Below are 23117 nucleotides of genomic sequence, written 5' to 3' on the forward strand. Positions count from 1 at the left end.
AGAGATGTCATAGGGTTAAAGGATGAACCCTGAAACCTCGGCGGCACGGGCAGCGCTGGACTCAGCCCCCTTAGAAGAGCTGGCCGCGCAACTGCGGCTGGGCTTCATCAAGGTAGTGACCAGCTCTGGCTCCACCAACACCGAACTTGCCCAACTTGCAAGCGACGGACTAGCTAGCCACCTGAGCGTGTACTTCAGCGAGCACCAGCAACAGGGCAAGGGGCGTTTGGGGCGCGAATGGGTGACACCGGCCGGGTCTGCGATCACCGTGAGCATTTTGGCCTCACCGGGCACTGCGATGGAGCCTCAGTCGTTGAGCTGGTACACGATGCTGGCGGCGCTGGCTTGGTCTCACGCAGTCCAAGAGCTAGTTCCAGTTAATGCGCGGATCAAATGGCCCAATGACTTACTTGCAGGTGACCGGAAAATCTGCGGGATTTTGGCCCAAATGGTGCAAACTCCCCAAGGCTTTGCCGTGGTGGTGGGCACCGGTATGAACGTAGACCAAGAGCCAGCTGAGTTACCTGTAGAAACAGCGACCTCGCTTCGCCTAGCCGGCGGTCACCGGGTGGATCGCTCGGCATTGCTTGCCGAATACCTGCGTCAGTTTGTTGCCCTCGACGCAGCATTCCGAGCGGTTGGCGGGCAAAGTGACGTGGCCATGGAGCCCTTTGGGAACCACTCACTGCGCGAACTGGTGGCGGAACGACTGGCGACCTTAGGCCAAGAAGTACGTGTGGAATTCCCCGATGGATCAACTCTGTTGGGTAAGGCAGTGCAACTGGCTGAGGATGGCGCACTTGTCGTGCAAGACGCTACGGGCCAAAGCCACCGGATTCTGGCCGGCGACGTACACCATGTGCGGCGCGCCGACGGTAAATACGCTTAACGAGCCAAGCGCAGAGTACGCGGACTAGTATTAGATGAGGTGACTGTTCGGAAGAACTTACGGTAGGAGGGGCGAGGAACTCGACGATGAAGGTGCCGTTACATGACAGGGAGCGCGTGGTCATCAAGACCCGAGAACATTCCCGAGTGTTACGCCAGCCTTTTGCCGTCTTTTTATTCCTCACCGCTGGGTGCGCGTTTCTACTCGGTTATCTCTCCCGTGAAGACCTTTCTGATTGGCTCACGAACGAATCCGAGCTCTGGATGATTTTATCCGCCGTACTGTGGTTCATACTTGTGCTGATCTGGTGTGTTACACCGTGGGTTCGTTGGTTACGCACCTGCATCGTGTTGACCACCGAGCGGATCTTATTCCGGACTTCCTATGGTCGCTCGGACCTAGAATCTATTGGTCTTTATTCCGTGCGTGATTTGATTGCGCACACCAAGCAACAGGCGGTAAGCACGAAACCCGGGACCTTAGACGTTGTATTAAGCCATGGACATGTGCGTATCATGCATGTGCCCGCAGTATCCTATTTCCGCACCTTAGCCATCGAGACGATGAACAACGTGCACCAGCATCAGAGAACAAACGCCGCGGTAGATACATCGAACAGTGAGGGCATTGGACAATGAGCACCGACAACTCCAATCCATCACGTCCAGACACCCCGCAGGCGGCTTCTGAGGCAGTCAAAGAAGCCCGCGAGCACACCCCTAATCCTGAGAACCCGGCGGAGCTAGACCCCATCGCCGAATTGGCCCAAGCCATGAAGAGTCCGCTCCAGGTTCCACATCATGCCTCGGACGCGGTCAAAAACCACATGGCCGATTTGGAGCACCGTCTCATTGGCGGGCAACGCGAGTTTAAACGTCGTGAGGTAGCCGCCGACGCCGGTGTTTCACTACTCTCGGCCCGCAAACTTTGGCGCGCCATGGGCTTTCCGGAGCTCGGCGACGACGAAGTCTTTTTCAGTGGACGAGACACCGAAGCCCTCAAGACCATGGTTGACCTGGTGCGCGAAGGAAAACTCACCGACGAAACCGCCATCTCGCTGATGCGTTCGGTAGGGCAAATGACAGACCGCATGGTGGTCTGGCAGGTCGAGGCGATCGTCGAGGATATGGTCGCCAACCAGAATATGAGCGACCGACAAGCACGCCGGCAACTCTTGGAAAGTCTGCCTGATCTCATCGGTCCGTTGGAAGATTTGCTGGTTTACTCCTGGCGTCGCCAGCTCAACGCCGGAATTCACCGTCTTGCACTACGCGCCGAAGCCGGAGTGGCGGCCTATAACCAAGATTCGGGTGACGACGACGGAACTCCACTGCCGCTGGCCCGCGCGGTCGGCTTTGCCGACCTAGTTTCTTACACATCCTTGTCGCGTCGGATGAACGAACGCACCCTCGCCCAAATGGTGCAGCGCTTTGAATCTAAGAGCGCCGAAATCATTTCCGTTGGTGGCGGCCGACTCGTCAAAACCATTGGTGACGAAGTCTTATTCGTGGCCGAAACTCCGCAGGCGGGAGCCCAAATCTCCTTGGCGCTTTCGCGTGAATTTGAAGCTGACGAACTGTTGCCGCGCACTCGTGTTGCGGTGGTCTGGGGACGTTTGCTCTCCCGGCTGGGAGATATTTACGGTCCCACGGTTAACTTGGCAGCTCGACTGACCTCGTTGGCGGAGCCCGGAATGGTACTAACCGACGCGGTTACCGCGAACACGCTGAAACAAGACGCACGCTTTATCCTCACTGCTCAAGAAATAACCTCAGTGCGTGGTTTTGGTGAAATTCAACCCTATGAACTCTCCGCTGGTGAGGGTGGCAGGCTGGTGCTGGACTAAATGGATTCTGAAGAGAACTTCGAAAGCTTCCGCCTGGCCGTCTGCGGTCAAACAGATGTCGGGCTCAAACGCCAGGACAATCAAGACCGCATCCTGATCACTGACGTGGTCCAGGCGGTGGCCGATGGGATGGGCGGACATGAGGCGGGCGAGGTAGCCAGTCAACTGGCAGTAGAAACCCTCGAAGAGCTGAACACCTTCAGCCTGAAAACCATAGCGCGCCGGTTACCGACCGTTGAGCAAGTTCAAAAACAGGTGCAACTGGCCGATGACCGCATCCGAGATGTGCTGGAATCGCGTGGTGGCACTACGCTTTGCGCACTGGCTTTGATCCGTAGTGCAGGGCCAGGCCGTGACCAGGTGAGCCAGCCAATGGTGATCCCACCGTGGACCGGTAGCTTTAAAATGAGCCAAAACACCGATGTGCTCAGCAAGATTACCCCCGAAATGCTGGCCGAACATCGGGCACGGACCGAAAAGGTCAGTGCCGAAACCCAAAGTAGCGCCGAGTACACCAGCTTGCTGTTGGTCAACGTCGGTGATTCGCGCGGTTATCGTCTACGGGGCAAGGAACTGCGTCAACTTACCCGGGACCACTCCGCAGTGCAAGAAATGGTGGACGCCGGTCAGATTACCGAGGCCGAGGCACGTAGCCACCCACACCGCAACCTGATCACCCGCGCCTTAGGTGCCGGGGCCGACAGCCAACCGGATTTAACCGTATTGCAGCCGCGCATCGGTGATCGTTATCTGCTGTGCAGTGACGGGTTAAGCGGGGAATTGACCGAAGAAGCAATTCAAGAAATTCTTGTTGGCTACCCGGAACGAGAAGCGGCTTCTCAAGTTTTGACTCAGGCTGCGCTGGAAGCTGGAGGCCGGGATAATATCGCGGTGGTAGTCATCGACGTGTTACCCGCCGCGGACTCTTAAACACGCGGTGCTCGCAAGAGTCAAAGCGTCGCTTAGTTGGGGCACAATTGGATACGTGAGTGAAAATCCAGTAACACCAACAGACTCCACGATGACCCCACCGGATAGCGTTCGCGAGCGCTATGCGACGCTGGTGGAACAAGTGCGTGCACATCGTGAGGCCTACTACCTGCAAGACGCTCCGATGGTCTCGGACGCCGAGTATGACCAGCTGTTCCACGACCTGCAGCTTGTGGAGAGTCAGTACCCGATTCTGATGGGCCAGGACTCACCCACGTTAGAAGTCGGCGGTGAGGTCAGCAGCGCTTTTGCTCCGGTAACCCATGCCAGCCGAATGTACTCGTTAGAGGACGTCTTTTCGCTCGAAGAGCTCACCGTGTGGCTGGAACGGGCCCAAGCCAACGCATTAAAGCTTCATCCCGAATCGCCCATGAAGTGGTTGTGCGAAGTAAAAATCGATGGGTTGGCGCTGAACCTGACCTATCGTGACGGAAAGCTGTTGCGTGCGGTCACCCGAGGCGACGGCACTACCGGTGAAGACGTGACACATAACGCGCTGACCATCGCCGATATCCCGCAAGAACTGAGCGGCAGTGGATACCCGCAAGAATTCGAAGTCCGCGGTGAGGTTTACATCGGCACCGATGATTTTAACGCCTACAACGAGATGCTGATCGCAGACGGCAAGGCGCCGTTGGCGAACCCCCGCAACGCAGCCGCCGGTTCGCTGCGCCAAAAGGACCCGGCACAGACCGCAAAGCGCCCACTGCGGATGTTTGTCCATGGTCTTGGTCGCAGTAAAGACTTTGCAATGACGCACCAGTCCGAAGCCTATGAGCTGATGCGCGATTGGGGTCTACCAGTTTCTCCTTACGGTCGGGTAGTCACCTCACTTTCCGAGGTCACCGACTTTATCGCCGAGAATGGTCAAAAACGCCATGAGCTGATCCACGACATTGATGGAATTGTCATCAAGGTTGATGACCTGGCCACACAAGAACAGCTAGGTTACACCTCGCGTGTGCCACGCTGGGCGGTGGCCTACAAATATCCGCCGGAAGAAGTACACACCAAACTACTCGATATCCAGGTGCAGGTCGGTCGCACCGGACGAGTGACTCCCTTCGGCGTGATGGAGCCGGTGCTCGTGGCCGGTTCCACCGTCGCGCGCGCCACCTTGCACAACCAAGAAGTTGTTAAGGCTAAAAACGTGTTGATCGGCGATACCGTGATCCTGCGTAAAGCCGGAGACGTGATCCCAGAGATTGTTGGTCCAGTGCTCGCCTTGCGTGAGGGCAATACGGAACTGCGTGAATTCGTGATGCCTACTTCTTGCCCGTCTTGTGGTCAACCACTGGCGCCGGCTAAGGAAGGCGACGTAGATATTCGTTGCCTCAACGCTGAATCGTGCCCGGTACAGCTCACCGAACGAGTAGCCTACCTCGGTGGGCGCAGCGCATTGGACATCGAGGCGCTGGGCTACGAGGCTGCCGCGGCGTTGACCAGTGGGCCGGGTGAAGACCCCGCCACTCAGGGCGGATTGATTTTGCCGGCTGGCGCAGGTCCGCTCCACAACGAAGCCGAACTTTTTGATCTGAAAGAAAAGCTTGAGCAGCTTGCCGAGGTGAAAGTCTGGCGCGAAAAACGCTCCAAGGGTGAAGGCACCGGAAAATTCGAGCTGGTTCCATACTTCTACACCAAGGCCACGGCGAAAAAGCCGTCGGCACCTACCAAGAGCACATTAAAGCTCTTCGAAGAACTGGAAAAGGCTAAGAGCAATCCACTCTGGCGCGTCTTGGTCGCCCTGTCGATTCGTCATGTTGGACCCAACGCTTCACGCGCCATTGCAACCCGCTACGGGTCTATGGACGCTATCCTGGAAGCCTTGAAATCACCGACGGCAGTGGATGAGCTGAGTCAGATCGATTCGGTGGGCTCAATTATTGCCGAAGCCTTGGTCGACTGGTTCAAGGTTGATTGGCATCGTGACATCGTCACCCAGTGGCAAGCCGCCGGGGTGAAGATGGAAGATGAGCAAGACGAAAATGTCATCAAGCATCTAGATTCATTGGCCATTGTGGTCACCGGTACGTTGGAGAACTTCTCCCGGGACACCGCTAAAGAAGCAATCATTATTCGCGGTGGAAAAGCCACCGGGAGCGTTTCCAAGAAGACAGATTTTCTGGTGGCCGGCGAGGCCGCCGGGTCAAAGCTTGATAAGGCGCAGTCCCTAGGCGTGCCTGTACTGGATGAGGCTGGCTTTGTGGTGTTGATTGAACAAGGACCGGATGCTGCGCGCGAGGTCGCAATAAAGGCAAGTGAAGGAGCCTAAGTGGAGAACAAAAAGATAGCGCATGACCCACTGGTACTTTTGGCACGTCGTGCTGCTGCTGCCGGTGCCCAGGTACTTTCCGGCCGTGATGAGGAAAAGTTTAATACGGATGAAAAGTCGGCTGTGGGGGACTGGGTTACCGATTTTGACCGCGCGGCGGAAGAAGCCATCCGTGCCACGATTTTCACCGCACGTCCTAACGACGAACTGACAGGTGAAGAATTCCCCAGTCAGAAGCCGGCTAATCCCAGCGGCTACCGCTGGAGTATTGACCCACTGGATGGCACGACAAACTTCGTGCGCAACATCGCGTATTACTGCTCCTCGGTAGGCGTATGCCAGAGACAAGATGATGGTACCGACTTATGGGTGGCAGCAGCTATCGTTGCACCCGCGCTGCAGGTCGAATACTTCGCCGGACGGGGGCAGGGAGCTTGGAAGCATGATCTACGTACCAAGAAGATCACCCAGCTCACCGGCCCGGTCGAGTCGGATGCCAAATTGTTGGGTACCGGCTTTGGCTACGACGCAGAACGCCGTGAGTTCCAACTAAGCGTACTGACCGAACTGCTGCCAGATTTTGTCAATATTCGCCGGATTGGTTCGGCAGCCTTGGACTTGTGTTTGGTCGCCGAGGGGTCTTTGGACGCCTACGCGGAATTTGGAACTCAAGAATACGATTGGGCTGCCGGTGCCTTGATCGCTGAAGAAACTGGCACCCCGGTGGGACGACCGGTGGGATACCCCGGTTGGCAATATGCCGGACTGGTTGATACCAGCAAACTGGTTAGCCCTAAAGTGTAGTTAAACATTTCTGGCTCGTACCTGCGCCCCTTCTAAAGGTAGCGGTACGAGCCAGAAGTGTTTTTGGAGCGGTTAGCTGAGCATTGCTATCCAACCGCTAAGGTAGCTCACGGCTATGCCAACAATGACGCCGCCGCAGACCTGCGAGGGGGTATGTTGTTGGCTACGAATGCGGGACCACGAGAGCACCGCGATAAACGCCAGGACGGGTGGGACCAATGCCAAACTCGTACAAAGTTGTAGCGCCACGTAGCAGCCGACCGCCATGTGCACAGAGACCTTCCACCACAGGTTAATCACTGCCACCATTAGCAGCCCGGCCAAGATGGAGAGTACTTCAACAAATATCCGCTGGCTCGCGCCCATCAGGCTAAGCAATAGGAGTCCGAGCCCAATCGATACCGCGGTGAGGGCGAATATTTTATGGCGTTGGCCGCGCCTGGTGACGTGTAAATCGGTCACTGTTCCGCGGTAGGTGGACCACAGCAGATACAGCCACGGAAGAACCATGGTGAAAGCTGTGGCAACGCATACTTCAACCCAGGAGACTTCGCTGTGCCGCAAGGGCGTAGAAAGCAACAGCAAGCTGGCTAAGATCACTGGGGTGAAAATATGCGAGAGGAAAAGCGCAATTTTTCCGATACGGTCATTACGGGAATCGAGTCGCTGAATTTGAGCGGTAATGAGACGGTCCCTTGCTTGTTGGCTCTGTTGGCTCTGCCCTGCGAGTCTAAATGCGGGCGACCTTAAGCCTATAAGTAGCGTCTAAGAAACCGCGCCGTTGGGACACGCGAGGAAAATAATTACTTCCTGTCACGGCTGAATCCTAGCTATCAATTCTTTTTATACGTAGGATTGAATAAAAGAGTTATCAGGTCACAGTCGTGATCCTCGAAAGTAAAGTGTCTATTGCCTGCGACCGTTCCGAGATTCTGCGTCATGGACATTCAGACGGAGTGGCAGGCGCTGGAAAGGTAAAAATCTTGAAGAGCAGTCCGAAGAGAATTTATGCTTTAGCAGGTGCTATCACGCTGATGGTGCCTCTACTTTTAGCTACAGGTTGTTCCAAGGCCCAAGATCAGTGTTTACCTGAAGCCATGTCTCTTTCTGAAACGACGGCCCGGCCAGGAGCGACGATTACCGTCGCAGCGCCCGCTGCCAAGTGCGATCTGGGTTACGCAGAGGGCAAGGAATATACACTCCAGCTAATTTCGGAGTACTCCGAAAAAGATCCAATCAAGGCGCGAGAAATTCGTGTGAATACCGATGGTTCTTTCAGCGACGAAGTCCCGATCCCTGTGGAGTTCCCCCAAGGGGCAGCCATATTGCTAATTTCAGGTAGTCCATATGACGAGTGTGGGGACTTAGACTCCTGCGCCGCATACTCTCACTCGTTCACAGTTACTGCCGACGAGGACGAGTCAGCACCGAGCGTCCTTGATCATCTAGATACTCTGTTGTTTGAGCCTTAATTTTCCAAAAGAAATTTATTTCGCTGCCTGATCAGCTGAGGCATGTACCAGCCTAAAACTAACCTTTCGGCCACCCACCCAAGGGGGCCGAAAGGGGCCGCAAAACTGACCCGATCAATCATCATTGTCTTGCCGTCTACGTCAAAGAATTCATGGACATGATGGAATGACTTAAACGGTCCACGCAACTGTTCATCAATGAACATGCGAGCTGGATCCATAGCCGTGATTTTCGTGGTGAGCCGAAACGGTATCCCAAAATGTCGGGCCTTCCACGTGACCTGCTCACCGAATGAGATTAAGCCACTTTGCACTCCAGCGACAGCTTGTTCCTTTGTCTGAGACATTGAACCTAGGTGCGCGTCGATGCTCCGTGAACGGTCAAAAAGTTCGGTTCGACTCATCTGAGTGTGGGTGACGCATTCGAAATAGACTGCCATAGTTCTTAGTCTTGCACTCCCGGTAGGCCAATGACCGTATTGAATAGGCCTAGTGGACCCGCAGGTTCTCTAAGCTGATGCCTTCCGCCGCATCATCGTAGTAGGCACGTTTCTTAAGACCGGCCGCGGCGGCTTCGTCGAGAACAACCACAGCGTCTTGGTGAAGTTGCAGAACCGACCCCGGGCACGACGCGGACAGTGGCCCTTCGACGGCTAGCGCCACGGCTTCTGCTTTAGCTTCTCCCGTAGCCACGAGGACTAGACGTCCAGCTTCCAAAACAGTACCCAGACCTTGGGTCACGCAATGGGTAGGAACGTGTTCGATGCCGTCGAAAAAGCGTGCATTGTCGATACGGGTTTGCGCGGCTAAACGCTTGATACGGGTACGGCTTCGTAAAGCGCTTCCCGGTTCGTTAAACCCCACGTGGCCGTTGCTACCAATGCCAAGAATCTGGACCTGTACGCCACCGGAAGCCTTGATAGCCTGGTCATACGCATGTGCTGCGGCTTCGATTTCCTCGACAGAATCTGCCATTCCGCGAGGAGTGTGTAGACCGCTGACGGGCAAGCCAAAAGTGTTGCACACTTCGGTGATCAGAGTCTGACGGTAGGAGAGCTCATGGGTATCGGGGATGCCGATGTATTCGTCCAAGGCGAAGCCTTGCGCGTTGGAGAAATCTGCTCGTCCTTCGGCAACCGCCACACGTAACTCGCGATATAGGCCCAAGGGGGATGAGCCCGTAGCGACACCGAGTACGGGATTTTTTCCATGCCCGTGGTGTGCTAACCCAGCAAGGACGTTATCTGCTGCAATGCGAGCAACATGTTCCGCGGATGAACCAATGAGAACGCGCAAGTCGTTCACTCTCCGATCTGATAGTGAAAAATAAAATTAGTGAGGGCAGGCTACGCGCCGCAGCGCAAATCTTTGGATCTGAACCAAAATGTTGTCCCTTACAAATTGAAATTATTGGGTTGTGTCTGTACTTCTCTAAAACTTCTCACCGCACCGAAGACAGCTAAAAATCAATCCGATTAGGGGTGATTAGAAGGAAAGTTACTTCCTCAGCCATTGACGTGGTGTAGGCGAGCACAACATTGTGATCAAAGAGAAAGACCATATGCCCGAGGGCAATGCTTACTAGTTTACTGGTTGCTGGCAGACAGCACAGCAACGCTGTCTTTTATTTCATGTCAAACCATCACAACTTCTTCATGCCTTCGGCACCGGGTCGCTCATCCGTGAATTCACGCGGAAAGACTTCACTAAACAGAATTCGAAGTGGCGACAGAACCCGCACAAAGGGCTCTGAAGATTCAGAAATGGTGACAAAATAGTAGAACTATGTCTGAAATTGATGATGCCAAAGTTACCAGTAGCCCATTACTGATCGAAGCCGCTACCGTGGCCGACTATGAACGAATTGGCCAGCTAACGGTTGATGCGTACGTGCAGGCCGGGCACTTTGCTGATCCGCAGCACGAATACCTAAAGTTTGTTCGCCAGGTTGCACGAAGGGATAAATACTGCGACATTTTGGTAGCGCGCAAGGATGGTCATCTTGTTGCCTCAATGACCCTCATTCAAGCCGGTAATGAATATGCTGACATTGCGCTTGAAGGCGAGCTAGAAATCCGTATGCTCAGCGTTGATCCGGGCGTACAACGCACCGGTGCTGGCAAAGCGATGGTGGTGGCTGCGATTAACTTTGCCCGCCAACTTGCCGATGTACATACTGTCTCGCTAACCACCGGTGAACGTTGGTTAGCAGCACGAAGTCTTTACGAGTCACTGGGATTTATCCACCGAGCCGAACGTGATTGGGTAGTGCCAAATACCGATATCCGCCTTGTGGTGTATTCGCTGAACTTAGCTGACTAAGCCGCATATCGAACGCTGACATGTGGCGAGCCGTTCTAGCGTGCTGCAGTTCGAAGTGCATAGACTGACGCCATGCGTCGTTTCCCCCGAAGTGTTGTTGTCCTGTCTGTCGCCGCGCTCGTTGCCAGTACCTTTACTGCGTGCAGCGCAGCAACGCCGGACCCAAAACCCGCGGCCGAGGCCTTAACAGCCGCGCTCGGTTCCGGGGACTTTAGTCAGGTGCCACTCGCTGGAAGCGACGCTAGCGCCGCGAACAAAAGCGTCGAAACAGCATTCGGTCCGATGGGCGACATCAAGCATACCCACACCGTGCTGAATGCAGCGGAAGACGAAGAAGCCCAAGACGGGGTGAAAACGGCTACCGCAACAGTGCAGACCACGTGGGATGTTGACTCCTCCGAGAACGACCTCACCTATGAAACTCAAGCGGTCATGGAATTTGATCAGGACGCCGAGCAGTGGAAGCTGCGCTTTGACCCGGCGATTCTCGCACCCGACTTGGTCGCCGGAGAATTTCTTGACGCACGATTTAGCGAAGCTAAACGTGGACAGATTCTGGGTGGTAACGGCAATGCCCTAGTAAAGAATCGTCCGGTGGTACGGGTAGGAATCGACAAGACCCGCACCGAGGCAGATCAGTGGGACTCCTCGGCACGGAGTCTGGCCAAATTGCTAGAGATCGATGAAGATTCGTTCGCAAATCGGGTCGAAAAATCTGGGGCCAAGGCGTGGGTGCAGGCCATCGTATTGCGTGATGACGCCAGCCGCGAGGTGAGCGATGACGAAATTACCGGGATCCCAGGTGCCGTCGCGCAACCTGATGAGATGCCCTTGGCGCCCACGCGTACCTTCGCCCGACCAATCCTTGGAAGCGTCGGACAAGCCACCGCTGAAATTATCAAAAAGTCTGAAGGCAAAATTCAGGCCGGTGACCAGGTGGGTCTTTCCGGTCTGCAATCGGCCTATAACGAGTCATTAGCGGGGGCCTCAGGCGTCACCGTTTCCCGCTACAACGCGGACCACGAGGCCGTGGCAGAACTGCTGAGCAGTGAACCGGTCGCGGGCGAAGACCTCAAACTGACGCTCAATGAAAATATGCAGACCGTTGCAGAGTCGTTGGTTGCTGAAACTGATTCAGCCTCCTCCATCGTGGCCATTAAACCTTCCACCGGCCAAATTCTCGCGGCCGCATCCGGACCGGAAACCAACGGGCTGAATACGGCGCTCAAAGGACGCTACGCACCGGGATCTGTCTTCAAAGTAGTCGGTGCCCTAGCAATGCTGCGTGACGGCGAAACACCCCAGAGCAAGGTGCAGTGCCCGGCAAGTACCGAGGTTGATGGCAAAAGTTTCAAAAACTATGACGGTTACCCAACCAAAGCGGTGGGTACGATTCCATTCGCAGAAGCCATTGCAGAGTCTTGCAACACGGTTTTCGTCAATGCAGGTAAGGGACTTGGCGCCAAAGCGGTGGCCGACGCTGCCAGCTCATTAGGGCTACTAGCAGATGATGGAACTGGAGCCGAAGCATTTATCGGTTCGGTGCCAGATGACTCCGAAGGTACCGAGTTGGCTGCAAACATGATTGGACAGGGCGTGGTGGAATCCTCTCCATTGGGCATGGCAACAGTGATGGCTTCCATTGCTAACGCCAGCACCGTGCATCCACAACTCGTGCTGAACCCGAAGGTCAAAGAACCGGCCAAGGCTAAGAGCGCGCTGACTGAAAAAGAAGCTGAGCAGTTGCAAGAAATGATGGCCGGCACGGTGGACCACGGAACGCTCAAAGCATTAAAGTCGGTTCCTGGGGCAAAAATTATCGGCAAGAGTGGTACCGCCGAATACGACGCCGAACGAAACGCGCACGCCTGGGTGATTGCCGCCCAAGGGGATCTGGCCGTCGCAGCCTTTGTCGAAGACGGTGATGGGGGCGCGCAGACTGCCGGACCGTTAGTTGCCGACTTCCTTACCAAAGTTGGTAAGTAATCACTGTTTAGCTTGCGGGGGTAACTGCCGCGAAATAATCGCGGGAGAGAACGCTGAAAATTAGCTGGTCGTGGAAAAGCCCCTGATGGAAATAGATCTCTCGTTCTCGTCCTTCAAGGATGAAGCCTGCTTTTTCATAAGTGCGTACCGCGCGAGTGTTAAAGGCGGCGACTTTCAGCCCTATACGGTTTAGACCCATCTCCGCGAAGCCGTATTTGAGCATTAGGCCGATGGCACGGGTGCCGTAACCTCGGTTTACCTGGTCACCGCCGAGCATGATCGCTAACTCGGCGGCTCGGTGCGGTAAGGATCCACCACTGAGCGTGATGTGCCCGATAAGCCGTCCATCCTAGCATTCAAAAATGCTAAACCCAGCATCACCGCTGTGGGGTTTATTTACGCTCCAACTAGCAAGCATTTCCGTCACCGATTGGGCAGGACGGGGTTTGATAATGCGTTGTTGTAACACTGCCCAACGCGGGTCATTCCACCATTGGGCAAGTTGCGCAAGATCCTCTGGTTCCACTTCGCGCAAATCCACCTGCTCATCACAGAGCAGGCTCTTTCCATAGTCTTGGGCCTGTTCCATTTGATTCCACTGCGCCTCACCGAACATGAAACCCATGCTATCTAGTCGACGCGGAAGTTTGTTAGTAAAGAGAAAAACAAACTATTTGTCAAAGAAGTGTGAACAACACTAGCCCTAGGCTCTTGTGTGCTCAGCGCGCGCTTGGCAGACTGAGCCCATGGGCATTATCTACAACACCTCCATGAATCCTTCAAAAAATGAGTTGCTCGCTAAGTGGCTGGTGACGCAGGATTTTTATGACGGTCAGGGCGCTCCAGACTTACAGGACGTCGGTGGCTTCCGTTTGGAGGATCCAGCCGGAGAAGTGGGTATGGAACTGCGCTTAGTCGCAGACCGTGCCGATCGCTCCGAGGTGATTTACCACGTGCCTTTCAGCTACCGAGCCGAAGCGCTGGAAGGCGCCGAGGCATATCTCGTGGGCACCAGCGATCACGGGATTCTCGGCTTGCGTTACATCTATGACGCGACCGGTGACCCGGTTTTTACTGCGCAGCTCAATGAACTTCTTGCCGGCCGGGCTGTCCCACAACATCAGAACAATTCCTTCGAAGAAGACTCAAATGTCCGGGTCTTAGGTAACGGGGTTAGCGGCACGCTTGAAGTGATTCGTCGCCCAGTCGCAGGCGAAGTAACCGGGCAAGGTGTGGTCGGTTCGTGGGAAAACGCGCTAGGCCAACCGCTCAGTGGTCTGGTATTGCGCATAGCATAACCGCTTGAAGACCAAATCGACCTAGCTGAGGGCGGGCAAGGGATAGACTTGTCTGTGAAACCCATCCGCCCACTTTAGGGAGATATATGTCTGCCATCAGCCGTGAGGACCTTGTGCATTTGGCACAATTGGCCCACATCGAGATGAGCGGCGCAGAGCTGGATAAGATGACCGGTGAGCTCGGCGTGATCGTCGATGCCATCGCATCTGTCAGCGAAGTCGCCTCTTCCGATATTCCAGCCACCAGCCACCCAATCCCGTTGACCAACGTGTTGCGTGAAGACGTGGTGGGGCAGACGCTGAGCATCGATGAAGTTCTGCTCAACGCGCCTGACTCGGACTCGGACCGCTTTAGGGTCCCAGCAATTTTGGATGGTGAATAATTCTGTGTCTGATCTGATTCGACTTTCCGCCACCGCGCTGTCAGCAAAGCTGCGCGCTGGCGACGTAACCTCCGTCCAGGCAGTCCAGGCTCACCTGGACCGTATCGCCGAAGTTGATGGTGCACTAAACGCCTTCCTGCACGTGAACGCCGAAGAGGCGCTCGCCGTCGCGGCCGAGGTGGACGCGATTCGCGCAGCCGGCGGAGCCGAAGCCGAAGCGCTGCACCCACTTGCCGGTGTACCAATTGCCATCAAGGACCTGATCGTCACCAAGGGCCAGCCCACCACCGCAGCATCGAAGATGCTCGAAGGCTGGATGAGCCCATATGACGCGACCGTGATCGAAAAGATCCGCGCGGCAAAGCTTCCAATGTTGGGCAAGACCAACCTGGACGAATTTGCCATGGGTTCGTCCACCGAGCACTCCGCCTACGGTGTGACTCGCAATCCGTGGAATCTGAACCGCATCCCCGGTGGTTCCGGCGGTGGCTCGGCCGCTGCAGTTGCCTCCTTCGAAGCCCCACTCGCACTGGGTACGGATACCGGTGGCTCCATCCGCCAGCCGGGCGCCGTCACCGGCACCGTGGGTGTGAAGCCAACCTATGGCGGTGTTTCGCGCTATGGTGCGATCGCCATGGCTTCCTCGCTGGACCAGATCGGCCCGGTCTCCCGTACCGTGCTTGACTCGGCATACTTGCAGGAACTGATCGGCGGGCACGACCCGAAGGATTCAACCTCGCTGCCAAAAGCCCTTGAAGGTCTGGTTGCTGCCGCGGAAGCTGGTGCCACCGGAGATCTGAAGGGTCTGCGCATTGGTGTGGTTAAAGAATTGCAGGGTGAAGGCTACCAAGCTGGCGTGCAGGCACGCTTCGAAGAATCTCTGGAATTGCTCAAGGGTGCGGGCGCAGAAATCGTCGAGGTTTCTTGCCCTAACCTGAAGTACGCGCTGGGCGCCTACTACCTGATCATGCCTTCGGAAGTCTCTTCCAACCTGGCCAAGTTCGACGGCGTGCGCTTCGGCAAACGCGTGCTGCCAGAATCCGGCCCAATGACCATTGAACGCGTCATGGGCTCCACCCGCGCCGCAGGTTTTGGCGATGAGGTAAAGCGCCGCATCATCTTGGGCACCTACGCATTGAGCGCCGGTTACTACGATGCGTACTACGGCTCGGCACAGAAGGTTCGCACACTGATTCAGCGCGACTTCGCCGCAGCATTTGAACAAGCAGACGTACTGGTGTCTCCAACGGCACCAACCGTCGCCTTCGAACTGGGCGAGAACGACAACGATCCATTGGCTATGTACCTCAACGACGTGGCAACCATCCCGGCTAACCTCGCCGGCATCCCGGGCATCACCGTGCCCGGCGGATTGTCTGAGGACCTGCCGGTGGGTATCCAGTTCTTGGCGCCTGCTTTCGAAGACGCCCGCGTGTACCGCGCGGGTGCCGCATTGGAAGCACTGCTGGAAAAGAGCTGGGGCCACACCCTGATCTCGCAGGCACCTGCCATTGATTCCGCGTCGATCGCGCCAAAGGCCTAAGGGGAGCACATGTCTAACTACACCGATGAACTAGTCGACTTTGATGTGGCACTGGAAAAGTATGATCCGGTGCTCGGCTTTGAGGTCCACGTAGAGCTCAATACCAAAACCAAGATGTTCTCGGACGCCCCGAATGCCTTCGGCGACGCCCCGAACACCAACGTCACCCCGGTAGACCTGGGTCTGCCAGGCGTGCTGCCGGTGGTCAATAAGACCGCGGTGGAGTACTCCATCCTGATCGGCCTGGCACTGAACTGCAAGATCGCCGAGCGCTGCGGTTTCGCCCGGAAGAACTACTTCTACCCGGACACCCCGAAGAACTTCCAGACCTCCCAGTATGACGATCCGATCGCGTACGACGGCTGGATCGACATCGAACTGGAAGACGGAGAGATCTTCCGTGTGGAGATTGAACGCGCTCACATGGAGGAAGACGCCGGAAAGCTAACCCACATGGGTGGATCCACCGGACGTATCCAGGGTGCGGACTACTCGCTGGTTGATTACAACCGTTCAGGTGTGCCGCTGGTTGAAATCGTCACCAAGACCATCGAGGGCGCCGGCAAGCGGGCGCCGGAGCTGGCCAAGGCCTACGTGGCCGCCATCCGTGAAATCGTGAAGAACCTCGGGGTATCGGATGCGAAAATGGAGCGCGGCAACGTGCGTTGCGACGCCAACGTTTCGCTGATGCTCAAGGGAGCGGACAAGTTCGGTACCCGTACCGAAACCAAGAACGTAAACTCGTTGCGTGCCGTGGAGCACGCGGTGCACTTCGAAATTGAACGCCACGCAGCGGTGCTCGATTCCGGAGCGAAGATCGTTCAGGAAACCCGTCACTGGCACGAAGACACTCGCAGCACCACCTCGGGCCGTCCGAAGTCGGATGCCGATGACTACCGTTACTTCCCGGAGCCGGACCTGGTGCCAATCGTCACCACTGCCGAATGGGTTGAGGAACTGCGTTCGCGTCTGCCCGAGCCGCCGGCAGATCGCCGCAAGCGACTGAAGGCCGACTGGGGTTATGCGGACAAGGAATTCCGTGACGTGGTCAACGCGGGCGTGCTCGACGAGATCGAGGCAACCATTGCCGCCGGTACCAGTGCCGCGGTAGCCCGCAAGTGGTGGATGGGCGAGATCGCCCGTCTGGCCAAGGCTGCGGACAAGGAAATTGCGGATCTGGGGGTCACCCCGGCAACCATCGTTGAGCTGAATTCGCTGATCACCTCGAAGAAGATCAATGACAAGATCGCCCGCCAGGTGCTGGAATTTGTGGTTGATGGCGAAGGAACTCCAAACGAGATCGTTGAGAAGCGCAGCCTAGCTGTGGTCAACGACGATGATGCGTTGGGCAAGGCCGTGGATGAAGCTATGGCCGCCATGCCGGACGTGGTCGAGAAGATCAAGGGCGGCAAGATGCAGGCCATCGGCGCCCTGATGGGACCGGTTATGAAAGCCACCCGCGGTCAGGCCGATGCCGGTCGCGTGCGCGAAATCGTGATCGAGAAGTTGGGTCTGTAAGACTCATCCTTCGGTACTAAAACAGCGAACCCCGAATTCCTTTCAAAGCAATTCGGGGTTCGCTGTTTTTCTTCATAAGCCACGATGTTCCGGTGATCGCTCGCGGGCGTTGCCAGAGTTCGGAAGTAATACTCGGATCAGTCTGGCCATCGCCGCCTCTGCGGGCGGTTTCGTGTGGCGGCGCTCGCCAGACGGTGCCGTTTTTTAGAATGGTGAATCTTATAGCGTGGGCGGGAGCGGTGGGATAGTGGAGAAGAGCTTCGAAGTTCAACTCGCTGGCACCCGCGTTGCCGGAGCCGGCCCAGATCACCATTTGACCTCAGGATGCGGCCAACGCGCGCGACACGCGATTGACGTTACGGGATTTAGTTTTTGCCGGAGCGTGGGTCCGGGGAATGGTCTTCACCGCGGGCTAGGGAGTGTTCGGAAATGAGCGAACCAATGAGCAGGGTGCCTGCGGCGCATATTCCGGGCACATAGGATGCAAAGCCGGAAGCGCCGCTAAGTAGCCAATGAGTTACGGCAAAAACCGCAAATGCCAAAGCGAGGCAGAGGAGCAGGGATCCCCATTTAGTTTTTTCGCTCACGCCATCGTCTGGTTGTTCCGATTCGTTTTTAGCCTTTTCTTCCAAGCCAAACCAAGCAAGCATGCGACTCACGAAGCCCTTCTGTGCATGTCAGGTAATTCAATCCAAGTTCAAACTGACTGGTTCCTATTAGAACTACCATCTTCACAGTACGTTGCTTTGGCGGCCACGGCTATCGTCAATTTGGATGATTAACATCCCTTTGAGCGTTCGGTGAAGGGGGTTATTTCTCGGAATTATGCAGCCAGTGGCCTTAAGCTCCAGTGTTCGAGCACGCGTTCTAGGGGGCTTTGTACTGTTTCTGAAAAACGAAAAAGAGAACCCGCCAATCGACGAAGGAAATAGGCCTCCCTTCACGACGCTAATACTATGCCGGACAGCAAATCCTAAATTTCCTATTCACACAACGCGAAAATCAGTCACTTGCCTAGGCCTATGCCGAGCTGCCAAGCCAAACTGAAGACAGAAACGCGGTACTAGTCATGAGGTCCGCATCTAGAACTCGAGCGCACTGAACGAAAACCGCAAGGTAGCGGAAAGCACGATTGTCCCGCACGTTATTTCCACGCACGCTATTACCGAACAGATGACACGGATGATTTTGCCGCGAAAAGTGGATGAAAAATCTCCCAGATCTAGTCTCGGATTCTCGTACCGAGCGGAATGCGCGCGATCGCTTTGGCGGGATTGATTTAGCATGGAGCAATGACCTTCCAAGAAATGGCCGTTTCGGCAAAACCTGCGGCGGAAGTGTCTATTGATCGGGCGTTGGTGCGCGAATTGATCTGCGCGCAAGCGAGTCAGTGGTCCGGAAGAACTCTGACTTATCTGGCTACCGGGTGGGACAACGAGGTTTACCGTTTGGGTGATGATTTACTGGTGCGACTGCCTCGTCGTGCACTCGCCGAGAAGATCGGGCACAAGGAGCGGAAATGGTTGCCTCGCCTGTCGTCCGACAGCGGCTTGGATGTGGGGGCTCCGGTATTCATCGGGGAGCCGTCAGCGGACTACCCGTTCACCTTTTCGATCTGCCGTTACGTCCCTGGCATCAGCGCGGCGACGCTGGGGCGAAGGCAACGTGATGCCTATGCGCCGGCTTTTACCGACTATTTGTCGGTGGTGCATGGCCCTGCCCCCGAAGATGCGCCACGCAGTGAATTCAGAGGCTGCGAATTGCAAGTAGTGGATCAACGCACCAGAGAGCAGATCTCCCAGCTTCCAACGACGTACCGACGCGGTGCGCAATTCATCTGGGAACAGTCATTAGAAGCTGATGCCTACGGCGGGCCGCCACGCTGGCTCCACGGCGATCCGCATCCGCACAATACGATTGTGACCACCGGTGGTGGCAAGGCTGAACTGTCCGCATTGGTGGATTTTGGAGACCTCTGCGCCGGAGATCCCGCTTCGGATCTGGGAATGCTGTGGATGCACTTTACCGAGCCGGTGCGTGATCAAGAGTTGCGTCGGTACGCTGCAGATCGCGGGACAGCAATGTGGCTGCGGGCGCGTGGTTGGGCACTGCGCTACGCCATGCTCACCGCGCCGCTGGGCACCGCCGACCCCTTGGGACGAATCGGCTTGGATACCCTGAATATGCTGCTGAAGAGGTGAGTGTGCCGGAGCGGCTGATCCGGATCTTAGATGTTGATGCCAAAACGGCCGTTTCCGGAGGCCCCACGGATCGTCCCTGCCGGGGGTTTTCTGGGGCGCTAATTCGACGAGACTAGCGCGGGGAGTTCGCCCATGCTGGTGAAAATGTGGCTGGCACCCGCGGCGGTCAGCGCCTGAGGGCTGGTGCTGGTCGGGCCGCCCGAGCAATATCCGTACACGGTGGCCCCGGCGGCGACACCTGCGGTGACTCCGGTGGCGGTATCTTCGATTACCAGCGCCTGACGCGGATCGACCCCGAGCGCAGCTGCAGCCGCCAGATAGACATCCGGTGCCGGTTTACTGCGCGGGTATTCCATGCCGCTGAACACCCGGTCGCCGAAAAACGGTGCCAGCCCGGTGAGCGAGAGCTGCATTTCCACCTTGCCGCGATCGGCCCCGGTGGCGCAGGCGATCTTGTTGCCGTAGCTCCCGGAAATTTGCGCGACTGCTTCCAGAGCGCCGGGAATGGGCTGCAGGTTCGCGCGCAGCGCCTCGTCGCGTCGTGTCCGGAACCGGGAGATCCAGGCGTCGTCGATGCGGAATCCGGTGTGGGCGAGAATTGGCTGCCATTGATCTTTCAATGCCTTGCCGATGAAAATCTGGATGCATTCTTCCTGGCTGAGATTCCATCCAAGCTCGATCAGCATCTGGCGCAGCACCGCGTTAGTGAGGGATTCGGAGTCCACCAGGGCCCCGTCGCAGTCAAAGAGCAGAGCGGAGAATTTTGGGTTCATCGGTGGTTCCTTTTTGAATCCGAATGCGGAGGCTAGGAGACGGGGAGCTGATGCAGGGTCCGGGCCAGCGGGGCCAGCTCGGGTAGTTTCTCGGCATCGTTGAGCACTCGTTCCAGCGTTTCATCGTGAATCGGTTTGGCCCTCAGGTACAGCTCCTGGCCAGCTTCGGTCAGTTCGGTGTAAATGCCGCGCCGGTCATCGGCGCACAGCACGCGCGAGAGCAGGTGCCGGTCCTCCAGACGGGTGACCAGCCTGGTGGTGGCGCTCGGGCTTAATGCGGTGGCTCGGGCTAACTGCGCCATGCGCATATGCCATCCGTCTTGCCGGTTCAGCGCGTCCAGCAGTGTGAACTCGACCACGGAAAGGCCGGCGTGAGCGGTGAGATCCTTTTCCAGTGCGGCCTCGATTATTCCGTGCAATGCCGCCAAAGTGCGCCATCCGCGTGAGCGGATTTCAACGGCGTCATCTGCGATTCCCATAACAACTCCCATATTTGTTGCTTGCGCTCATTACTTGCGTGTGCAACTATTATATTCATCGACGCAATAACAAGCGTCTGCAACTAATTTCTTCCAGCTTATCAGGAGTAACGTCATGCCGCTCGGACTTATTGCGTTGGCCCTCGGTGCCTTCGGCATCGGGCTCACCGAATTTGTGATCATGGGCCTGCTTCCGGAGGTGGCTGCGGACTTCGCCGTCAGCGAGGCAGCCGCCGGCTGGCTGATCTCCGGCTACGCGCTCAGCGTGGTGGTCGGTGCGCTCGGACTAACTGCAGCTACCGTGCGATTGCCGCGCAAACCCGTGCTGGCCGGCCTGCTGGTGCTGTTCATCATCGGTAATACGCTCACGGCCGTCGCCGCGACCTACGAGGTCGCCATGCTTGGCCGCGTCATCGCCGCCCTGTGCCATGGCGCCTTCTTCGGCATCGGGTCCGTGGTCGCCGCCGATCTGGTTCCCGCCAATAAGAAGGCGGGTGCTATTGCCATCATGTTCACCGGACTCACCGCAGCCAACGTACTGGGCGTGCCTTTTGGCACTTTCCTAGGCCAGCAGGCAGGGTGGCGTTCCACCTTCTGGGCGATCTCAGGCATCGGCGTGATCGCGCTGATCGGCATCCTGGCGCTGGTACCGGTACTTAAGCAGGCGGCTGAAGCAATCTCGCTGCGCAGCGAGCTGGGAGCCTTCAAATCCCGGCAGGTCTGGCTGTCGCTGGGTGTGACGGTGCTCGGTTACGGCGGCATGTTTGGTGCCTTCACTTATATCGCTTACACCCTGACCGAAGTCTCCGGATTTAATTCCCATACCGTGCCGTGGCTGCTGGTCCTCTTCGGTGCCGGTCTGTTCGCCGGCAACTGGCTAGGTGGACGCATGGCCGACAAGAACATCGACCGCACCCTGCTGATCTTCATTGGCGCATTGCTCGTGGTCCTCATTGCCTTCGGCGCGCTGGCTACCAGTCAGGTGGCCACCATCGTGGCGTTGTTCCTCATGGGTGGTTTTGGCTTCGGTACCGTGCCTGGCCTGCAAAGCCGCATCATGCGCTACGCAGGCTCAGCACCCACCTTGGCCTCCGGCGCAAACATCGGCGCCTTTAATGTCGGCAACGCCCTGGGTGCCTGGGCCGGCGGCATGGGCATCGCCGCGGGACTGGGCTATACCTCGCCAATCTGGATTGGCGCCGCGATCACCGTCGCCGCGCTGCTGCTGATGCTGTTGGCCATGAACCTGGCCAAGAAGGCCCCGGTCGTGGCGGAACTGACCCCGGTTAACTGACCCCCCAATTTTCACTGATCCACCACACAATTTAAGGAGTTAGAAATGACGACAGTTATTCCCGCCGTTACCCTGAATAACGGCGTGCAGATGCCGCAGATCGGCTTCGGTGTCTTCCAGGTTCCGAACGAAGAAACCACCACCGCCGTGGCCGCCGCACTGAAGGCCGGCTACCGCCGTGGCCGCCGCACTGAAGGCCGGCTACCGCAGTATTGACACCGCAGCGATCTACGGTAACGAAGAAGGCGTGGGCAAGGCGTTGGCCGAGTCCGGCATTAACCGTGAGGAACTGTTCATCACGTCCAAGATCTGGATCTCGGACATGGGCTACGAGCAGACCTTAAAAGCATTTGACGAGAGCCTGCAGCGCCTGGGCCTGGATTACCTGGACTTGTTCCTGATCCACTGGCCGGCTCCGGAGAAGGAACTGTATGTGGAGACCTGGAAGGCGCTGGAGAAGCTGTATGCCGAGAAGAAGATCCGCGCTATCGGCGTCTCTAATTTCCAGCCGACTCACCTGCAGAAGCTGATTGATGCCACGGATGTTGTTCCTGCGGTCAACCAGGTTGAGCTGCATCCTGCCTTGCAGAATGCTGAAGTCAGCGCCGCCAATGCCGGGCATGGCATTGCCACCGAGGCGTGGAGCCCGCTGGCCCAGGGGGCGCTGCTGAACGACGCATCGATCCTGGCGATCGGCGAAGCGCACCAGGTCACCGCCGCGCAGGTAATTCTGCGCTGGCACCTGCAGCGGGGCCGGGTGATCATCCCGAAGTCGGTCACCGAATCGCGCATCGTGCAGAACCTGGATCTGTTCGGCTTCGAGCTGTCCGCCGAAGAACTAGCCGCGATTGACGCGCTGGATCGCGGCGGCCGCACCGGCCCGGATCCTGACAGCTTCAACGGCTGATCTGCAGCATTCGCAAGCACCGCCCGTCCTCTGGTTTGAGGGCGGGCGGTGCTGTATCTAGAACCTTTCGCCGGTAGGCTCGGCGGACTCAGGGCCCGCCGAGCCTACCGGCGATATGAAGTAGATGATCGGCTCGATGA

General features: G+C 56.9%; 25 protein-coding genes. 17 read left to right on the forward strand and 8 right to left on the reverse strand.

Features of this window, described 5'->3' with window-relative positions; genetic code table 11:
* Window positions 1–22 precede the first annotated feature (22 nt).
* The 6 genes from CIK74_RS13305 (at window position 23) to CIK74_RS13330 (ending at window position 6801) form a co-directional block, all read left to right on the forward strand.
* Window positions 23–889: a biotin--[acetyl-CoA-carboxylase] ligase gene (locus CIK74_RS13305; protein ID WP_096256677.1), complete on the forward strand. Its 867-nt coding sequence runs from the start codon at window positions 23–25 to the stop codon at window positions 887–889.
* Window positions 890–975: 86 nt separating this feature from the next.
* The gene (locus CIK74_RS13310) at window positions 976–1527 is read left to right on the forward strand and encodes a hypothetical protein (protein ID WP_096256678.1); all 552 of its coding nucleotides are present in this window, start codon (window positions 976–978) and stop codon (window positions 1525–1527) included.
* Complete coding sequence (locus CIK74_RS13315; RefSeq protein WP_096256679.1) at window positions 1524–2735, forward strand: adenylate/guanylate cyclase domain-containing protein; 1212 nt, start codon at window positions 1524–1526, stop codon at window positions 2733–2735. Before CIK74_RS13310 ends, CIK74_RS13315 begins: the two co-directional genes overlap by 4 nt.
* Window positions 2736–3665 carry a protein phosphatase 2C domain-containing protein gene (locus tag CIK74_RS13320; protein WP_096256680.1) on the forward strand — a complete coding sequence of 310 codons (930 nt, stop codon included), beginning with the start codon at window positions 2736–2738 and terminating at the stop codon, window positions 3663–3665.
* Between the two features lie 91 nt (window positions 3666–3756).
* Window positions 3757–5997, forward strand: coding sequence for an NAD-dependent DNA ligase LigA (gene ligA / locus CIK74_RS13325; RefSeq protein WP_096256681.1), 2241 nt, complete (start codon window positions 3757–3759; stop codon window positions 5995–5997).
* Window positions 5998–6801 (forward strand): inositol monophosphatase family protein, encoded by an 804-nt coding sequence (locus CIK74_RS13330; RefSeq protein ID WP_096256682.1) that lies wholly within the window; start codon window positions 5998–6000, stop codon window positions 6799–6801. It begins immediately after the preceding gene.
* 72 nt (window positions 6802–6873) lie between these two features.
* Here CIK74_RS13330 and CIK74_RS13335 read toward each other — a convergent pair whose 3' ends face one another.
* The gene (locus CIK74_RS13335) at window positions 6874–7401 is read right to left on the reverse strand and encodes a hypothetical protein (RefSeq protein WP_141392960.1); all 528 of its coding nucleotides are present in this window, start codon (window positions 7399–7401) and stop codon (window positions 6874–6876) included.
* Window positions 7402–7685: 284 nt separating this feature from the next.
* Between CIK74_RS13335 and CIK74_RS13340 the strand changes: the two genes are divergently transcribed.
* Entirely contained in the window at window positions 7686–8273 is a 588-nt protein-coding gene (locus CIK74_RS13340; protein WP_096256684.1) for a hypothetical protein, read from the forward strand.
* Here the strand turns inward: CIK74_RS13340 and CIK74_RS13345 are convergent.
* Both CIK74_RS13345 and CIK74_RS13350 read right to left on the reverse strand, forming a co-directional pair.
* Entirely contained in the window at window positions 8270–8713 is a 444-nt protein-coding gene (locus CIK74_RS13345; protein WP_096256685.1) for an SRPBCC family protein, read from the reverse strand. The two genes, CIK74_RS13340 and CIK74_RS13345, sit on opposite strands and share 4 nt — an antisense overlap.
* A gap of 49 nt (window positions 8714–8762) precedes the next feature.
* Window positions 8763–9578, reverse strand: a complete 816-nt coding sequence (locus tag CIK74_RS13350) for a glucosamine-6-phosphate deaminase (RefSeq protein WP_229677031.1) — start codon at window positions 9576–9578, stop codon at window positions 8763–8765.
* A gap of 480 nt (window positions 9579–10058) precedes the next feature.
* On the opposite strand from CIK74_RS13350, the gene CIK74_RS13355 reads away from it, so the two are divergent.
* Together CIK74_RS13355 and CIK74_RS13360 are read left to right on the forward strand one after the other, a co-directional pair.
* A complete protein-coding gene (locus CIK74_RS13355) occupies window positions 10059–10595 on the forward strand; it encodes a GNAT family N-acetyltransferase (protein WP_096256686.1) in 537 nt (178 codons plus the stop codon).
* A 72-nt stretch (window positions 10596–10667) separates the two neighbouring features.
* On the forward strand, window positions 10668–12581 hold the full coding sequence (locus tag CIK74_RS13360; RefSeq protein ID WP_096256687.1) for a penicillin-binding transpeptidase domain-containing protein: 1914 nt from the start codon (window positions 10668–10670) through the stop codon (window positions 12579–12581).
* A gap of 7 nt (window positions 12582–12588) precedes the next feature.
* Here the strand turns inward: CIK74_RS13360 and CIK74_RS13365 are convergent, their stop codons facing one another.
* Together CIK74_RS13365 and CIK74_RS13370 are read right to left on the reverse strand one after the other, a co-directional pair.
* Window positions 12589–12918: a GNAT family protein gene (locus tag CIK74_RS13365; protein WP_096256688.1), complete on the reverse strand. Its 330-nt coding sequence runs from the start codon at window positions 12916–12918 to the stop codon at window positions 12589–12591.
* A 12-nt stretch (window positions 12919–12930) separates the two neighbouring features.
* On the reverse strand, window positions 12931–13206 hold the full coding sequence (locus tag CIK74_RS13370; RefSeq protein ID WP_096256689.1) for a hypothetical protein: 276 nt from the start codon (window positions 13204–13206) through the stop codon (window positions 12931–12933).
* Window positions 13207–13327: 121 nt separating this feature from the next.
* Here CIK74_RS13370 and CIK74_RS13375 point away from each other — a divergent pair, with 121 nt between their 5' ends.
* The 4 genes from CIK74_RS13375 to gatB all read left to right on the forward strand — a co-directional run bounded on the left by CIK74_RS13375 (window position 13328) and on the right by gatB (window position 17323).
* On the forward strand, window positions 13328–13879 hold the full coding sequence (locus CIK74_RS13375) for a 1,4-alpha-glucan branching protein (RefSeq protein ID WP_096256690.1): 552 nt from the start codon (window positions 13328–13330) through the stop codon (window positions 13877–13879).
* A gap of 86 nt (window positions 13880–13965) precedes the next feature.
* Window positions 13966–14262 (forward strand): Asp-tRNA(Asn)/Glu-tRNA(Gln) amidotransferase subunit GatC, encoded by a 297-nt coding sequence (gatC, locus tag CIK74_RS13380; protein ID WP_096256691.1) that lies wholly within the window; start codon window positions 13966–13968, stop codon window positions 14260–14262.
* On the forward strand, window positions 14252–15805 hold the full coding sequence (gene gatA / locus CIK74_RS13385) for an Asp-tRNA(Asn)/Glu-tRNA(Gln) amidotransferase subunit GatA (protein WP_096256692.1): 1554 nt from the start codon (window positions 14252–14254) through the stop codon (window positions 15803–15805). Before gatC ends, gatA begins: the two co-directional genes overlap by 11 nt.
* 9 nt (window positions 15806–15814) lie before the next feature.
* A complete protein-coding gene (gene gatB, locus CIK74_RS13390) occupies window positions 15815–17323 on the forward strand; it encodes an Asp-tRNA(Asn)/Glu-tRNA(Gln) amidotransferase subunit GatB (RefSeq protein WP_096256693.1) in 1509 nt (502 codons plus the stop codon).
* Window positions 17324–17688: 365 nt separating this feature from the next.
* Here the strand turns inward: gatB and CIK74_RS13400 are convergent, their stop codons facing one another.
* A complete protein-coding gene (locus CIK74_RS13400) occupies window positions 17689–17982 on the reverse strand; it encodes a hypothetical protein (RefSeq protein WP_141392961.1) in 294 nt (97 codons plus the stop codon).
* Window positions 17983–18615: 633 nt separating this feature from the next.
* On the opposite strand from CIK74_RS13400, the gene CIK74_RS13405 reads away from it, so the two are divergent.
* A complete protein-coding gene (locus CIK74_RS13405; protein WP_096256696.1) occupies window positions 18616–19524 on the forward strand; it encodes an aminoglycoside phosphotransferase family protein in 909 nt (302 codons plus the stop codon).
* Window positions 19525–19622: 98 nt separating this feature from the next.
* Here CIK74_RS13405 and CIK74_RS13410 read toward each other — a convergent pair whose 3' ends face one another.
* Window positions 19623–20297, reverse strand: a complete 675-nt coding sequence (locus tag CIK74_RS13410) for an HAD family phosphatase (protein WP_096256697.1) — start codon at window positions 20295–20297, stop codon at window positions 19623–19625.
* Between the two features lie 32 nt (window positions 20298–20329).
* The gene (locus tag CIK74_RS13415; RefSeq protein ID WP_096256698.1) at window positions 20330–20776 is read right to left on the reverse strand and encodes a MarR family transcriptional regulator; all 447 of its coding nucleotides are present in this window, start codon (window positions 20774–20776) and stop codon (window positions 20330–20332) included.
* A gap of 115 nt (window positions 20777–20891) precedes the next feature.
* Between CIK74_RS13415 and CIK74_RS13420 the strand changes: the two genes are divergently transcribed.
* From CIK74_RS13420 to CIK74_RS13425, 3 genes are read left to right on the forward strand one after another with little or no spacing between them, the layout of a single operon-like run.
* Window positions 20892–22070, forward strand: a complete 1179-nt coding sequence (locus tag CIK74_RS13420) for an MFS transporter (protein ID WP_096256699.1) — start codon at window positions 20892–20894, stop codon at window positions 22068–22070.
* A 45-nt stretch (window positions 22071–22115) separates the two neighbouring features.
* Window positions 22116–22286, forward strand: coding sequence for a hypothetical protein (locus tag CIK74_RS19200; RefSeq protein WP_343251926.1), 171 nt, complete (start codon window positions 22116–22118; stop codon window positions 22284–22286).
* Window positions 22249–22977, forward strand: a complete 729-nt coding sequence (locus tag CIK74_RS13425) for an aldo/keto reductase (protein ID WP_343251927.1) — start codon at window positions 22249–22251, stop codon at window positions 22975–22977. The genes CIK74_RS19200 and CIK74_RS13425 overlap by 38 nt, the downstream gene beginning before the upstream one ends.
* Window positions 22978–23117 lie beyond the last annotated feature (140 nt).

It is taken from the genome of Glutamicibacter sp. BW77 (genome assembly GCF_002332285.1).
GTDB lineage: Bacteria > Actinomycetota > Actinomycetes > Actinomycetales > Micrococcaceae > Glutamicibacter > Glutamicibacter bergerei.